This window comes from Novosphingobium silvae (assembly GCF_009856825.1).
Classification (GTDB): Bacteria; Pseudomonadota; Alphaproteobacteria; order Sphingomonadales; family Sphingomonadaceae; genus Novosphingobium; species Novosphingobium silvae.
On record NZ_WVTD01000039.1, the window covers coordinates 1 to 14,724 of the forward strand.

Consider the following 14,724-nt stretch of genomic DNA (forward strand, 5'->3'; position numbering starts at 1 on the left):
AAACGCGCTGATCTTCGCCCTCGTCGGCCAAGTCGCAGCCGAAGCCGGCGTGCTGCTGATCATCATGTCTGCGGGGCCGGGCTGAGCGCCGTCCCGAAAAATCGACTTCGGCAGCGGGCTGCTAAGCAGCGCGTACCTGGGTCGCTACGGCGATATGCATTTGCAAGCAATCCGATGGGGGATGTCACTGCATCTGCATAGCCCATGGCCTTCCTTCTCTTGGGCAAGAAGGGACCGTCGCCCCTTAAGGCAAGGACAGTCTCGACCCAGGAGCTTTCGGAGCGATCAAAGTCATTTTTTTGATAGGTCGGAACCAGATAGTCGACGTGAATCTCCCCAACGATGCGGCCACCTACCGTCGTTCCGAGCTCCACGGGATACTCCAAGACGACTTCACCAGACAGTGGGTTTTCCCACGAGAATAGCCTTTTGTCTTTTATAAGTATCTTTCTACCGTTGCGGACGAAGTCGATACCGAAGTCATTCGGGTCTGCATACCGTTGGACTCCAATCCAGCCTCGCAACTTTCTATGTCGTTCAACAATGTTATCGGGAAGGTCTATTCCGTTAGCAAGTTTGGTACGGAGTTCCACCTCCATGGCGCCGGGAATGTATTGATTTCTATCAAGATCGAATAGGGCACTTCCAAGGTCCCGATCGATGTTTAAAACGGCGGCCACCTTGGCTCCATCACGCACCACGCCACGATCTGAGTTCCAGATGCAGTAGGGACGTGCCGATAGCCGCTGGCCATTTATGTAGATCGCGACCTTCTTATCCCTGAGAATCGGTGCATAGACGTCTTCGAGGGTCTTGCGGAGTTCAGTCTCTCGATCTCGCAGTTCCTTGAAATTCCCCTCGTTCAAATCGGCTATGACAACCTTAGTGCCGGTCAGAGAAGACTCTGCCTTTGGCTCTTTCACGATGGGAGCGCTGAAGGACCCGCGCTTCGCCAAATCCCGAAAGTCGATTTCAATGCCAGCCCACTCGTCGCTTGCGGCACGTGTCGACAGGAAACGAGTTACTCCACCCAGCCTAGCCGTGGCGATATTAAAGCCCATCCCAAAAAGGCCGAGGTTCCCGACTGGGTCATTGCTGGTGTACCCTGCGCGAACCGCCAATGTCACAGTTTCAAGGTCAATTCCGCGCCCGTTATCGGAGATTTCGATCACCCGCTTATCTGCGGCCACATTGGAATTAGACCAATTCACATCAATCCGCGCATTGTCGGGGAGCACGCCCTCACGCTCAGCCGCCAAAAAGGCATCTAGCGAATTATCGATCAACTCCGCCAATGCCTGCCAGGATCGAAAGGGAATTTGCCCCAAGACCCAAAGAATGCGAGGACTTGGCGTGATGTCTGCGGTTTGCAGTGTCTGCAAGGTGGTCATATTTTCGAAGCCTTGAGGAAGTTGGAGACTGCTTCGGCCACTTTATGGGCCAGAACAGGAGGCACTGCGTTTCCGATTTGCATCACGTTTGTAGTTGCGGAATGCGGGAACGCGAAATCATCTGGAAATGTCTGCAGGCGCGCGCATTCCCTGACGGTCAACCTTCTCTCTAGGCTATAATGAAACTGAACTCGTGATTTTGCGTTAGCTCTTACGGTATACGCTGGCTGATCTCGCTTACTTTTCTCATCCCCTTGACCGTTGCCCTTTTTAGCCTTGCTTGCTAGAAAGTATTGGCTTTGATTTGGAACGCTTTCGTCAAGAGTGTGTTTAAGGTCATCAATCGCCCACGAGATTGACCGATACCCACCGTCGTCTCGCCCAAATTCTGGAGCGGGCTGCTCCGGAAAGCCGTCTAAATCTGGATGCACACAGACAAAAAATAGTCGTCGCCTGTTCTGGGGAATTCCATAGTCAGGAGCGTACAAGTTCCAGAGTTCGACTTTATAACCTGTTGAAGACAAATCCTCTAAAATTGTCTTTAAGACTTGACCTTTTTGCATCCTAGCGAGGTGCGGAACATTTTCACCGATCACCACTTTCGGCTTATGATGCATCATGTAATCTATCAAAGATCTGTAGAGCTGCCCCCTGGAGGACGTTAATCCACGCTTGGGTCCACATGACGAAAAATCTTGGCACGGAAAGCCACCAATAAGGACGTCAGCCCTGGGTGCGTTCTTTGGGTCAAAATTTGATAGGTCTACATGCTCGATACGATCAGAGATGTTTTGCTTGTATGTCTCGACGCATCGTTCATCAAAGTCGTATGCCTTCTCGATCTCAAAATCGAGCTCGGGTACAGTGGCCCCAAAAACCTCAAATCCGCCGTGAAAGCCGAGATCCATCCCGCCGCAACCGGCAAAATATGAAACAACCTTATGCCGCCCAATGACGCCGCTAGTTTCGATATTTTCTGAAACATCCGCAAATGCATCAGGAAAATAATCAATTGAATTATCGGATTTTAGGGCAAATGACATGTCGTCGCATTGATCTTCTGTCACTTTTATTTGCCCCACATTTTTAGATCGCTTCATTGGCACTATGCTGATATTCCTGGGTAACTAAGAAATCGCAATAAATCAACGCAACAAGGTAATTTTAGCATAGCTCAAGCACTTCGCTAGCTACGGCCAGCGCAAGGGCGACGAGAGTACGATGTTACCTGCCGCACCGCTGCATTCCTTCGACAACATCAAGCTATAGCGCCTGAGCCGTCCACGATAGCCGTCCTCGCCTGATGCAGACAAGAGGCCTATCGATATGCCACCGGATTTCTCCATTCACTGAACAATGGGGAGTTGCTCAGCTCAAGGCGGACGAGCGCAGCCGGCTGGATTGGCGCTCGTAGCCGGCCGGACAAGCTGGCAAAACGGTGAAATCGACCCAACTCTCGCCTCTAAGTGATCTCAACGCAGCTGTCGCGAGCGCCTAAGATAGCCAACTTGTCGATTCGAAAGGGATCCGGGAGATGGTGGATGTAAAGCCCGGCCGGCCTATCTCATGCCGAGGCCGAAGGACACCTACTGCTGATCGGTTGCAGGTCGGAGAGAAGCGAAAATTGACACGCCTACGTTCTGACCTGCTCAATTGGGCAAGGCAAGCCGGCAGAGTTTATCCATGGCGTGCAAATGCAGCAAGCTCGTACGAAAGGATCGTGGTAGAAGTTCTATTACAGCGAACCACCGCGACCGCCGTGTCGAAATTCTACGATGCATTTTTCTCGCGCTTCCCAACCTGGGAGGCACTTGCACTGGCTCAGCCCGAGGATCTTGCAACCTTTCTCAAGCCATTGGGTTTATGGCGGAAACGAGCGGCCTCCCTCTTGGGGTTGGCTAAATATGCCATCTCAGTATCTGGCCAATTTCCGCGTAATCCTCGAGAACGCCGCAAGATTCCTGCAATCGGGCAATACGTTTCGAGCGCGATAGCGTTGTTCCAATATGGCGAACCTGCCCCGCTGCTTGACGTGAACATGTCTCGGGTAATCGAACGATTTATCCACCCGCGAAGCCGTGCAGATATTCGGCACGACCCTTGGTTACGAGATGCCGCCTCTTGGTTTGCGCGCGGACCTCAGCCAGAAATGGCAAACTGGGCCATTCTTGATTTTGCGGCCCTCGTGTGCAAGTCGCGCCGACCCCGTTGCAGCGAATGTCCAGTAAGGCCGCGGTGCAACTATGTTCGAAGCAAGTAGCTGCAGATACCATCGAATCTTAGACCTGTTCAGAGGATCCGCGCCCTGGCCGTCTTCCGGAATACTACGCTTCCGATCCCGGTCAGTGCCAGCACCACGGTCAGGATGTTCGCCTGCATCAGCCCCTCGGGCAGGATATCGAGCGCCGCGGCTCCGCCCCGCAGGCTGCCGATGACGACGGTCCAGATGGACTTGGACGCCCGCCACGGTTTCAGTTCTTCTATGTCGTTTCTCCACAAAAATGCCCACGGGATCGCGGGCGGACAGGTCGGTGATGGCGGCGACCGATCAGGCCTCGTTCGTGGATAGAGCGCCGCTGGCCGCGAGCTGGACCGGCTTCGCGGTCACAGGCGCCTTGCGGTAGACCGGCCAGCGAATGGCGATGCAGCGGTCCCGGGCGATCTGGGTGATAGTTACGTCGTCGGACTGGCTGCCGCCGAGCACGTGGAATGCACAGTAATCCTCGCCAACATAGAGCCCGACATGGCCGGAACCCCGTGCACGGTGAAACACCAGGATGTCGTCGAGCTGGGCCCGATCACCAGCTTTCCCAAACTTCGCCCAGTTGCGCGCCCAGAGCGGACCTTCCACGACCGGCTTGCCGGCGCGTTTCGCGACCACGGCCATAATCAGTCCGCACCACGGAATGCCGTCGTCATTGTAGACCTTTGCGAGGCCCGTCTCTTTCGCCCAAGCGACAAAGCAGCCTAAAGGATACAACCTTGGCGGCCTACGCCGCATTCCTGACCATCGGCGAGGTTCCCCGCTATCAACAACATTTCCGAGCGGGAAATCCACCCCTCGGTCGTGTTCCCCAAGGTCACAAACGGTTACCGTTCCGACTGGGGCGCCCAAATCCGTGCCGGATACCGCTCGGTCACCGGCCCGGCGCGCCTCTCGGGCCAGTCCGCCCTGCAAGCAATCCGAGATCTCGTCGATGGCAAATTCGCAGTCGCCTGCTAAGGCCACTATAAGCCACCCCCGCTGAGCAGTTACTTCCCTGGGCCAAACTTCATCACTTTTAACGCATTGTGCGCACGTTAATGTCAGTAGTTCACGGCGAAAATCGGATTGAGCTGCTGAAGGGGGGCATGTGACTGAGGGAGATGCGACCGGTTCTGACGTACTCGGATCTTATCCAACGGAGATGGAGATCAGATCTAGCGGGTTAGTGCATTCAGCGGAAAGCGACATTCTTCGCTTGCAGCAGATTTTGCGGGAGGGGTATGCCTCGGGCTTCACGATCTTCAAGGAGCTGCTCCAGAACGCCGAAGACGCGGGTGCTCGCCGGATGGTCGTGGCCGGTCACGCTGGGTTCGATGAAGCGACTAACCCACTGCTGCGAACCCCTGGGCTGATTGTCGCAAATGATGGTCCCGTCCTTGCCCGGCATATGGACGCGATCACCCGCGCCAGCGGCGGGAGCAAAGCGGATGAACGGTCGGCAGTAGGGCGGTTCGGTCTAGGACAAAAATCAGTCTATCATCTGTGCGACGCATTCATTGCGCTTGGTCGGGTGGATGATCGCGAAGGCCGACCACAAACGCTGATCATGAACCCATGGGAACAGGTTGCTGAAGCCGATGCGGCACATCGCGACTGGCCTCAACTTTCTGCCACCGAAGCGAAGATGCTACTCGATAAGGCGGCGGCGCTCGGCATGGAGCGGGGCATGGCGCTGTTCCTGCCGCTGCGCACCCCACATTTGCGTCCCGGGGCCGCGCTGTGCCTGTCAGATACGAACTGGCACCCCGACGGTGCGATCTCAGACATCCTCGATGGTGAGGAATTGGCCGCGACATTGTGCTGCCTCCGCAATCTGGAGAGCGTGGAGATCATGCCAGTCGCGGGCGAGATGCGCAGGATCTCCCTGCGTAGCGGTGCCCGGCGCTTATCTGGCCCGGGTGTGGAGAGCGGGGCCCCGAGCATTGACGGTAACGTCCAGGGAGCGGGCTTCGAGCTCTCGTTCAGCGGACGCCAGCAATGGAAGCATGATGGGCAAGCTGCGCGACTGTTGACGGCCGATGGATGGGACAAGGTGTTCGACATCCACGGTAAGCTCATTCCGCCCAAGGCGAATCCGCATGGTGCAGTAATCCTGTGCCGATCTTCTGCCCGTGAAGGTATAAGCCACTTGCGGTTGCGTAATGCTGTTTACTTGCCGCTAGGTGAACCTCTGTTTGCCGAGCCACTCGAACGCGGAACGGACAATATCGATCTGCTCGTGCACGGCTATTTCTTCGTGTCGAGCGACCGGCGAAAACTGCGTGAAGACGATCATATCGAAACCCGTTGGAACCAGGCGCTCCGCCGCGAGGCGGCGCTGCCGCTGCTGCTCGATGCGATTGCAGATACCTTGCCCAGCTTACCCAGTGATGCAGAGCGTCATGCGCTGATCCGAGCATTACAGCGTACGCGATGGTGGAATGAGCACCGTTCGGAAGCCTGCCAGGGCAAGGCTCTTGCCAGGTGTTGGACGGGCGACAAGGCGGAAAGCTGGCGGGTTTGCGCAGGTGACTCGCTGCGTCCGGTGATGAGAGGCGATGCAACCTCGATTGCCCGCCTCAAGTCCGCTTTTCCTAGACTCGAGGAGTGGTGCAGCGAAAACGTCATCGTTTTGGCATTCGGTACGGTCTTGGCTGATGCTGATCCACACTGGCCGGATGCGCAGCTTGCTGACGTGGTGCGCCTTGCCGGGCCGGCGGCCTTCCAAAAAGGACAGATCGCCGAAACGCTGGCGACGGTGCTCGAGGGCGCGCAGCCCGGCGAAGCAACACGGATGGCTTTGGTCGAAACTTGCCGCAGCGCCATCGCCATGGTCGAGCAAAGTTTCGCTACTGCTGAGAAGCTAAAGCCGCTTGTTCGACGCCTCCCACAGGATCGCATCTTCGTCCTTCCGCCGAGCGTAGAAACTCGTGAGCTCCTAAACGCATTGGCTGCCGCTGGAAGTAGCATTCCGGTTAAGGCTGCATGGTCGGAGCAGGGTGCGGCGATGTCCCGGCAATTGGGGCTGAACGAGACAATCGAACTGTTGACAGCCGCCGAACCCTTTTTGTCATCTCGAGGAACCGTAGCGCAGGAAGCTTCGACGCTGATATCGCATCTCTTGCGGAACGGTCCATCGCTAGACGCATTGGCGGCGGATCGTCGGGGTAACGAATTGCAGGTTATTCCGGCGCGCATGATGCAAGCCGAAGAGGAAGTGCGGCTATCTTTGGGCGCCATCGCGGGATTGAAGCGCAAGGGTTTGCTGTTCGATGCGGCACCAAATCGGGAGCTGGTCGTGCTCGCTGGCGCAGTCCTGTCACCCCCGATTTACCGTGTTACATTGAAGGATGGCGGGTTGGGGGATTTGGCATCGGCCAAGAAGGCCGATTGCCTCTTGGCAGTCTTGCGGCAGGTTGACCGCTTTGGGGATCCTGGCAAGTGTGGCGAGCTTGCTGAACTGCTTGGTGCCGATGCTCCACGCGAGGAGTTGCGGCGCCTTGTCGCACGAGATCAGGCTGTGCCTTCGCACGTCAATCTGATTGAGCTCGATGAGCTCGGTGGGATACTCGATGATCTGGTCCTGGCGCTGTTGCAGGGCAGGGAAGATCGCCTCGTAGCATCCTCGACTGCGGCGGAATTGAAAAAGGCATTGCGCGATCACATTGGCCTGCGACGGATCGATCTTGCCGAATTAGGCGCATGGCTTCGCGATGCGCAGTTTGCCGGCACCATGCCGCCGATGGACGACTCCAAGGCTATGGCATTGCTCAAGTCAGGGATCGATGACGATATTCTGAAGTCGCTGCCCTTGCACCGATCCGACCAGCATGAAACCCTTCTTCCGGCCACTGATCTGTTCAGCGGTCGTGTTTCGGATGTCGCGCCTGCGCTCTTGCCATTTGCCCGTCTGGTCGAGCTTTGGGGAGATCCTCTAGCAGCGGCGGTTCAGAACAGGCTTATCACGCGCTGGGGATATGAAGCGGCGATCCGCACAGCATTGTCTGCGCCAAGCCCTCATCAGTTTACGTCGGAAATTGCTGCGGCATTGAGCAAAATCGAGCAACTGCCTGATGATCTGATAGAGCAGCTGCGGGAGACCGCCTGGATCGCTGCGGGCGGTAATGCCTGGATACCGACCAAAGTCCTCGACCTGCCTCTGGATGCTGAACATGCGCTCGAGGAGCTAATTATCGACCAAGGCGGACTTCTGTTCGTTAGCATGCTTCCCGGCTCCCTTCGCGAAGAAGGTGTGCAGCGGCACTTGGCGAGGCTAAGACCCGATCGATCCCAGTCATTTCTCTTTGCCGCCCGCCGTGCCGCTGACCACGGAGCCACCGGCCTTTGCTTTGATGTCGTCGAGCACCTAGATGAGCTAGCGAAGCTGGCGGCCTCGAATGTTGGCCTTGACGCAAAAGCGTGGCCTCTGATCTCTGCGGCTATTCGCGACGGCGTGGCCGATGAGGTCATTGCGGGAATGGCTGAAGTTTTGATCGCGCCCTCTCTTGCCAACACCGTTGCTCAAATGAATGCAATGGCTGCTCTGAGCGGGCTCGGCACGAACGCCGAAGCGGCACGGCGCCTTTACCGCTCAACATTTGCCCGAAATCTGCGTGCTTTGACGCATGCGTCCAGCTATCTTCCTCCTGATCTCCTTGTGCCGACCGAAGTAGGTGGATTCAGCAGGGCAGACAGGGTTGCGCTAGGTGCAGCAGGTATCGACCCTGCGGCGCTCCTCGCACACGATTATGCGGGCAAACTGGAACAGCCCGACGATCAAAAGACTGAAACCACTCCAGCCAGCAAGTCTGCGAAGGCGGACTGGCTCGAGAGTATCGAGCGCGCCTTCACTCCAGTCAGCCAGTACGATGTGCATGATGGGATTCTGCTAGCTCTGGCGATGCTTGGTCGTGATGACAGGATCCAGTCGCTCGCAGCCAGATGGGAAGGGCAGCGATCATTCCACCGCATTTGCGATGATCTCGACAATTTGGCCGACGAACACCGTGGCTTGACCGGTGCCAATTTGGACCGGCTTGCTGAACTGCGTTTCGCAGTGGAGCTACCGGAACAGGGGCTAGTAACAGTGCGGTCAGCTGCTGGCACGGACTGCACCGTTCCGCTGTCTGGCAAAGACGATGCGCTGCTGCTGGATTGTATCCAGAGAGGAATTGAGCGCGACGAATATGGCTATCGACATGTCTATGACCTCGTGATCGGACCGGTATCGCCATCCGATGAAGCCGAGGCACGGCTGTTGCTGGATCAGTTCGTCAAAAAACTGGCTCCGGCTCTGATGCTGGGCTTCGAACGTCACAAGGCGGCATTGTCGGAGCTCTTGGACAGCTATTTTACAAGCGATCAGCGCACGCTCGCAGACACCTGTGAAGAGTTGCAGGAGGTGCTTCATGATCGCCTGGCCGGCATCAAGACCGGGCCCGTAATGCGCGAGGCATTGAATGATTATCATCGCGACGCCCCACGCGACCGAGACAAGGCGCGCAACGCACTTTGGGCAGCCGCGCAGGCGGACGACGGGGCGAGGGAGCTTCTTGAAGCCACCCGCCAGAAGATCGACGAGATGGGCTATGCTCCGCATCGCGTGGTTTTCGAACTATACCAGAATGCTGTCGATGCCCAGGCGCAATGGCATGGTATCGGACGCTTCCGGGTAGAAGCGATTTACAATGACGATCAAATGATCACTTGCTTGCGAGTGATCCATTGGGGGCGCCCCATCAATCAACCAGGGAGTGATCCACGCAAGGCAGAGGAAGAAGGTCACCGACGGGACCTTTCGAATATGCTCGCCATCAATCACTCTGCCAAAGATGGAGATCGGGTAACCGGTCGCTTCGGCCTTGGATTCAAGACCGTGCATATGCTCGCCGACGAAGTTCGCCTCGCCAGCGGAGGCATAGCTATCCGGATCTTGGGAGGCATGATCCCTGCAGATTGGCCAGGGGGAAGCAGGACGGTCACCCCATTCCATGACAGGGGGCGCAAAGCGACTCTCATCGAACTTCCGGTTGCTCCGGGCCGATCAGAAGATGCGCTTGACGCATGGGAGGCGTTTCGGGATGCAGCTCCGTTCTTGGCGGCGCTCGGTCAGGAAGCATCCATCGAGGTGGTGGCTTCAGACGGTGAGACCGTGTTCCGACATGAGGAGCATCCTCTTGTCGATGGCGTCAGCTGGCTGACACTCGATGCTACTCGCCACGTATTGCGCTTCGATTTAGGGAGCGATTTCCGGCTCTTTCTGCCCTTCGGACGTAATGGGCCCTTCTCGTTTCCGCATGATGTGCCGCAGTTTCGCTAGGTCGCCTTTAGCAGCAGGATGGGTTCATTTTGCTCCGCCCGCGCCGCCTTCAACCACTCATGCGGGGCAATTCCGTCGAGTTCAAGTTGTGTCAGTGGCGCGGCGCGAGTGGCGGCAACCGCCTCGCGTTGGCGCCAGCGCTCCGCAATGGGGGCTGCTTCGTCGATCGCGGCGGCCAGCGCGTCCGCCCACTCCAGTGAAGCGCGGTCGATGGATGGCGGGATGCGCGCCATTACCAAGTCGGCCTTGCCGACCGCCCCGGTCAGCCCCTCAATTTGGCGAGCATTCTCGCTCGCCGCAGATCGGGCAGCGTGGCTCTCATTGCAGGCCATCAGGCAGGCGACGCGAAGACCTCCGGCAAGAGAGAGTGCATCAATAATCGGATCTGCCAATTCGATCTCGGGCGGCATGGCGAAGAGCAACTCGCGCGCACGACCCTCGAACCGGTCTTGATGGGGGCGGGTCGCTTGGGCGACATCAAGCCAGACTTGCGTAGCGCGGGTCTGGTTCGACATAAGCCAGGCTTCCTCGAAGAGCTTCACCTGAGATCGCAGTGCCGAGAACTCGTTCGCTAACTGATCCTGCCTGATGCGTTCGACTGCTGCGAGAATTCGGTCGGTACTTTCCGCAAGGGTCGCGAGGGTATTCTCAAAGCGTCTCGACTATGCCCGCCTCTGCAAGATCCTTTTCCACTCCGAGCTTGGCTTCCATTCCAGCGCGATTAACGATGCTCCACATCTCTAGGATCAAATCGTCACGCCACGACAACGCGGCTTGGCGCTTTTCCAGCAAATCGAGATCCATCATTTCCCCCTTCACCGGGATTGAATTGCGGCAAAGTCTGCGGAAAGCCAGCGCTAAACGCATACCAAAGGCATTGATGACGAAGCGATCCGGTACGTCCCTATCACGAATGGCCGCTTTCAGATTTTCCCATGGTTCCATGGCGATTATGCTGATCAGTCTTTTCAAACAGCCGTTTGTTTAGAAGGTGACAATGGAGGGGATGGTTCTCCCGTTTTCGGCATGTGGAACCCCATCGTACCCCGCGCCTGGCCTCCGCGGGCGTCAATCTCGTCATGCAGCCACCTCACCAGGACAGCTGGATCTCGTTCCGCCAGCAGCCTCGCGCGGTGCGCAACGACCGCAAAGTCACCTGGCGTTTGGCCATGGTGGATGGGCCACTCTGAGGGCCAGTCGAGGTCAAACCGGGCTTTGAAAAGCTTGCCTGCCTGAGCTGGCGTCATGGCATTGAAAGCAGCGCGGATCGTGAAGCGACGCTGGGTCGCTGGATCGAGGTTGTCGGCCAGATTGATCTTGCAACGGCGGTCATGCTCGCGGCCGACAGCCTGGTTTCTCATCCCGGACCGCTTGAGGATGCGGTCGCGCATGCGCGCGCTTTGGTGGAAGGCGCACAGTCGGCGATGACGGACTACGAGACCCGCAAGCGTGAGCTCGGCGTCATCGACTTTAGCGACATGGTGACGAACGCCGCTCGGATCCTCGAGGAAAAGCCAGCCGTGCTTGGCGCCATCATGGACGAGGTCGACTGCGTCATTGTCGACGAGTTCCAGGACACCAACCCGATCCAATTCACCTTTCTGTGGGCACTCGCGCGCAGGGCCAAGCGGGCGCTGATCGTTGGGGACACCAAGCAGGCGATCATGGGCTTCCAAGGCGCGGATCCACGGCTGACCGTCGCGCTTACACAGCAATTTGAAACCAGCCCACTCGACCGGAACTGGCGCTCCGATCCGCGCATCATGGATTTCGTGAACGCGCTGGGCCCGTGCCTATTCGGAGACGATTACACTGCGCTTGCTGCGCAGAACGCCGCCGGGCACGACACCGCCCTGGAGGTCATCGAGCTGGCCAACAAACGCGGTGCCCGCTCTGGCGGAAAGCCCCAGCATTTCATCGCTGATCGCCTCCTGTCTCTGCTGACGGATGATCAGGTCACCATCGTCGACAGGCATTCCAAGGCCCTGCGCGGTCTGGAACCACGGGACGTTGCAATCCTGTGTCCGACGCACAACCACTGCGCGAGCTACGCGGCTGCGCTGCGTGCGCTGGGTTTGCCAGTCCGCGTCGCAGAAGGTGGCTGGTGGCAAAGCAAGATCGTCCAGGCAGCGTGCTTTGCTCTCCGCTTCGCCGTCGATCCTGCAGACAATCACGCAGCTATCTGCACCGCCACGCTCGGGCCTGGGGCAACACCTCTCGCAGAAGCCCTCGGCGCGCTTGCCCGCAATGGGCGGATCGAGACACCTGAGCTAGCGGCGTTGCAGGGGCTTTGGCCGGACTCCCTTGCGACGCCCGTGGACAGACTGGTTCACCAGGTGATCCAGGTCGCCGGACTGCGGGACTGGTGCGACTGGCTTGACGATCCAGCGCAGATGAGAGCGGATCTCCTTCGCTTCGAGGCTGAAGCGGCGGCTTTCATGGAGGCACACCGCGATATGCGGGAAGCCTCCGGTTTCTATGGTCAAAGCGCCAATGTTTTCCTTGGCTGGCTCGAGAACAAGGTGGGATTGAAGGGCGAGGATTTGCGCCCCAATCCTGCCGGCGCCGAAGCCGATGGCATCGAGATCGTGACCTGGCACGCATCGAAGGGGCGCGAGTGGCCGGTCGTGGTCGTATGCGGTCTGGACCATAAGCTTGATCCTCGTGCTGGAACATTCAGCACAAAGTTTCCCGGCTTCGACGACCTCGATCATGTGATCGAAGAGGCGACACTTGCCTATGCTCCTGATTTTGCTGCTCCAGAGGCAACGGCGCGCTTTCTCCATGAGCTCTATCCCGAGAGTGAAGAAACAGCGCGCCGATTGCTTTACGTCGCTCTGACCCGTGCGCGTGATCGCCTGATAATCGAATGGCCGCAGGATGACGACAAGGTTGAGCCGCCCTTGCCGATCACGGCGCGTCGTCTTTTGAACGACGTCTGTGGCATCAAATTGCAGGGCAATCAGATCACTGTCGGTTCGGCGAACTTCCCGTCGCGCATGACGATCTGTGACAAGGAGATCCCGGCATCGTTCGATACGGAAGGCAGCGTCTGCTTGGCGAGCAGCAACCGCGAACCCAGATTTGCCATTGAAAAGCGAGCGGTCGGCTCGCTGGTTTTGGTGGTCAGTCCCTCGCAGGCCGTCGCCACCGCGCGGCCACTGCCTCGTCAAATCGAGACCCGGGCGATTGCCGCAGGTGTCCGGCTCTCTGGATCGGATCTTGCCCAGGCAACCGATAAGGGAACTGCAGTCCACGAGGCATTGCGGATTTTGCTGTCCAGGCCAGATCTGCGGGACAGGGTAGGCCAGCATTGCCGGGTCTCCGACGCTGAGGTCCAGCTTCTCGAGCAACAGGCGCAAGCACTTCGCCAGACCCTCGCGGAGCTTGGCTATACGCGCCTGCATATCGAACAGCCAATCGAGCTCGAACTGGCCGACGGAGGACGTCAGAGCATCATTGTCGATCTCATCGCCGAGGGAACGGATGGCTTCATGATCGTGGACCACAAGAGTGGCCCGGTTGCTGATCACGCAGCCCGCTTCGAGAGCTATTGGCCGCAGCTAGCAGCCTACATCGATGCCGTTGAGTTTAAGGCTGGCAAGGCCGTCCGAAGCGCTGCTGTGTTCTGGACCGAGACTGGCGAGTTGACATTAGGACAAGTGTTGTGTGGCACTAACGAACGCAGCAATCTTACTACGCCTGACTGGGGGATGCGATGAGCGTCCAGTGGGGTACGTTTGCTCCCGACTCAGCTCCGTCATACCGTCGCCTGCAGACGCTCGGACTGACGGTCGCAATCCGGCACTATAACGACCGATCCGTCCCAGGGCTTGGTGGGCTGAGCTTCGGCATGCCCATCGCGTGGTCGTTACTCGGCGTCTGGTTAGCTGAGGAGATTGGCAATCAGGTTCGGCCGCTCTCGTGCGCCAATGCGATCGAAGCTGCAGTTATGGTCCAGGCGCTGAAAGAACGGCGCAAACGAGCGCGCGGCCACCGCAAGCTTGCCGGTGTTTCTGATACAAGCTTCAAAGCTTTGAGCGGACGCGGGGCTTATGTGACACAGCCCTACCGGATGGGAACAGTCGAGCCGCTGCTGCGGCTGGGGCTCGTTGTTGGCGCGAGCCAGCGGTTTAATCTGTATCGCCTAGCGCCGCCAGGCGAACGCATCCTCCAAAACCTGAAGGCGGAACAGAACAAATTGAGAGATTGGGCCACTGGCTCAAGCCTGACGCGAATCGGGCGCTTGTCTCCGGACGCCCCCTTGCCGGCAGCTTCCGCCAAGCTCCTCGAACGTCAACTGCGTGATTATGGTGACGCCCATCGGCGCAGAGCCCTTCTTGATCTTCCAGAAGAGGTTCTGCGCGAGGCAAACATGACGAGCGCCGAGCCGCCTACAGGCATCGAGCAGGCCCACTGGGATGACATGCGTAGCGGTGTGGCTCTGATTCAGCTTCGCAAGGCTGCACTCGACGCAATTACCTTCGCACCACCTCCGCTGGCGAACTGCCAAAGGAGATTGTGAGAATGCTACTATCGCGATCAACCTCCTAAACCGGTCTGCTTGGGCGTCTGGTAGCGGACCTTCATCGACTTTGACAGGCGGCGGGGAATGAATGATGCGAGGATCTGGATGAAGGAGCGTAAGCGGTCAAAATCCCCCACATTCTCATGATTTCGCGATTTGGTAGGTGTTGAGCCTTGCATTTGCGAGGTGGTGATGAGTGGTGATTTCGAAACCAGTTTCGAAACTGAAAGGGGTGGGAGGG

The 14,724-nt window shown here is 58.0% G+C and carries 12 protein-coding genes and 1 pseudogene; 5 read left to right on the forward strand and 8 right to left on the reverse strand.

Annotation, left to right across the window (positions count from 1 at the left end; translation table 11 throughout):
- Positions 1 to 62: 62 nt before the first annotated feature.
- The gene (locus tag GR702_RS21260) at positions 63 to 1,391 is read right to left on the reverse strand and encodes an ATP-binding protein (protein ID WP_160987548.1); all 1,329 of its coding nucleotides are present in this window, start codon (positions 1,389 to 1,391) and stop codon (positions 63 to 65) included.
- Positions 1,388 to 2,491: a DNA cytosine methyltransferase gene (locus tag GR702_RS21265; RefSeq protein ID WP_160987557.1), complete on the reverse strand. Its 1,104-nt coding sequence runs from the start codon at positions 2,489 to 2,491 to the stop codon at positions 1,388 to 1,390. The genes GR702_RS21260 and GR702_RS21265 overlap by 4 nt, the downstream gene beginning before the upstream one ends.
- Positions 2,492 to 2,925: 434 nt before the next feature.
- Between GR702_RS21265 and GR702_RS21270 the strand changes: the two genes are divergently transcribed.
- Positions 2,926 to 3,651 (forward strand): HhH-GPD family protein, encoded by a 726-nt coding sequence (locus GR702_RS21270; protein ID WP_160987549.1) that lies wholly within the window; start codon positions 2,926 to 2,928, stop codon positions 3,649 to 3,651.
- 29 nt (positions 3,652 to 3,680) lie between these two features.
- Here GR702_RS21270 and GR702_RS21275 read toward each other — a convergent pair whose 3' ends face one another.
- On the reverse strand, positions 3,681 to 3,890 hold the full coding sequence (locus GR702_RS21275; protein ID WP_160987550.1) for a hypothetical protein: 210 nt from the start codon (positions 3,888 to 3,890) through the stop codon (positions 3,681 to 3,683).
- Positions 3,891 to 3,939: 49 nt separating this feature from the next.
- Positions 3,940 to 4,278 (reverse strand): C40 family peptidase, encoded by a 339-nt coding sequence (locus GR702_RS21280; RefSeq protein WP_237449870.1) that lies wholly within the window; start codon positions 4,276 to 4,278, stop codon positions 3,940 to 3,942.
- A gap of 129 nt (positions 4,279 to 4,407) precedes the next feature.
- On the opposite strand from GR702_RS21280, the pseudogene GR702_RS21285 reads away from it, so the two are divergent.
- Together GR702_RS21285 and GR702_RS21290 are read left to right on the forward strand one after the other, a co-directional pair.
- A pseudogene (locus tag GR702_RS21285) lies at positions 4,408 to 4,614 on the forward strand (IS66 family transposase); the annotation flags it as partial.
- A 184-nt stretch (positions 4,615 to 4,798) separates the two neighbouring features.
- Positions 4,799 to 9,955: a sacsin N-terminal ATP-binding-like domain-containing protein gene (locus GR702_RS21290; protein WP_160987551.1), complete on the forward strand. Its 5,157-nt coding sequence runs from the start codon at positions 4,799 to 4,801 to the stop codon at positions 9,953 to 9,955.
- On the opposite strand, the gene GR702_RS21295 is transcribed toward GR702_RS21290, so the two are convergent.
- From GR702_RS21295 to GR702_RS21305, 3 genes are all read right to left on the reverse strand, one after another.
- Complete coding sequence (locus tag GR702_RS21295; RefSeq protein WP_160987552.1) at positions 9,952 to 10,497, reverse strand: hypothetical protein; 546 nt, start codon at positions 10,495 to 10,497, stop codon at positions 9,952 to 9,954. The genes GR702_RS21290 and GR702_RS21295 overlap by 4 nt on opposite strands.
- 106 nt (positions 10,498 to 10,603) lie before the next feature.
- Complete coding sequence (locus GR702_RS21300; protein WP_160987553.1) at positions 10,604 to 10,927, reverse strand: hypothetical protein; 324 nt, start codon at positions 10,925 to 10,927, stop codon at positions 10,604 to 10,606.
- Positions 10,924 to 11,346 (reverse strand): hypothetical protein, encoded by a 423-nt coding sequence (locus GR702_RS21305; RefSeq protein ID WP_160987554.1) that lies wholly within the window; start codon positions 11,344 to 11,346, stop codon positions 10,924 to 10,926. Before GR702_RS21305 ends, GR702_RS21300 begins: the two co-directional genes overlap by 4 nt.
- Positions 11,347 to 11,379: 33 nt before the next feature.
- Here GR702_RS21305 and GR702_RS21310 point away from each other — a divergent pair, with 33 nt between their 5' ends.
- Positions 11,380 to 13,677 carry a UvrD-helicase domain-containing protein gene (locus GR702_RS21310; protein ID WP_160987555.1) on the forward strand — a complete coding sequence of 766 codons (2,298 nt, stop codon included), beginning with the start codon at positions 11,380 to 11,382 and terminating at the stop codon, positions 13,675 to 13,677.
- 131 nt (positions 13,678 to 13,808) lie between these two features.
- Positions 13,809 to 14,480: a hypothetical protein gene (locus GR702_RS21315; protein ID WP_160987556.1), complete on the forward strand. Its 672-nt coding sequence runs from the start codon at positions 13,809 to 13,811 to the stop codon at positions 14,478 to 14,480.
- 17 nt (positions 14,481 to 14,497) lie between these two features.
- Here GR702_RS21315 and GR702_RS22500 read toward each other — a convergent pair.
- A partial coding sequence (locus GR702_RS22500; RefSeq protein ID WP_237449871.1) for a hypothetical protein occupies positions 14,498 to 14,724 on the reverse strand: 227 nt, incomplete at its 5' end.

What these genes read in the sequence shown, in the direction of transcription:
- GR702_RS21260 (WP_160987548.1), bottom strand. Translation starts at nt 1,391, where the DNA reads ATGACCACCTTGCAGACACTGCAAACCGCAGACATCACGCCAAGTCCT.
- GR702_RS21265 (WP_160987557.1), bottom strand. Translation starts at nt 2,491, where the DNA reads ATGAAGCGATCTAAAAATGTGGGGCAAATAAAAGTGACAGAAGATCAA.
- GR702_RS21270 (WP_160987549.1), top strand. Translation starts at nt 2,926, where the DNA reads ATGGTGGATGTAAAGCCCGGCCGGCCTATCTCATGCCGAGGCCGAAGG.
- GR702_RS21280 (WP_237449870.1), bottom strand. Translation starts at nt 4,278, where the DNA reads ATGGCCGTGGTCGCGAAACGCGCCGGCAAGCCGGTCGTGGAAGGTCCG.
- GR702_RS21290 (WP_160987551.1), top strand. Translation starts at nt 4,799, where the DNA reads ATGGAGATCAGATCTAGCGGGTTAGTGCATTCAGCGGAAAGCGACATT.
- GR702_RS21305 (WP_160987554.1), bottom strand. Translation starts at nt 11,346, where the DNA reads ATGCGCGACCGCATCCTCAAGCGGTCCGGGATGAGAAACCAGGCTGTC.
- GR702_RS21310 (WP_160987555.1), top strand. Translation starts at nt 11,380, where the DNA reads ATGACGGACTACGAGACCCGCAAGCGTGAGCTCGGCGTCATCGACTTT.
- GR702_RS21315 (WP_160987556.1), top strand. Translation starts at nt 13,809, where the DNA reads ATGCCCATCGCGTGGTCGTTACTCGGCGTCTGGTTAGCTGAGGAGATT.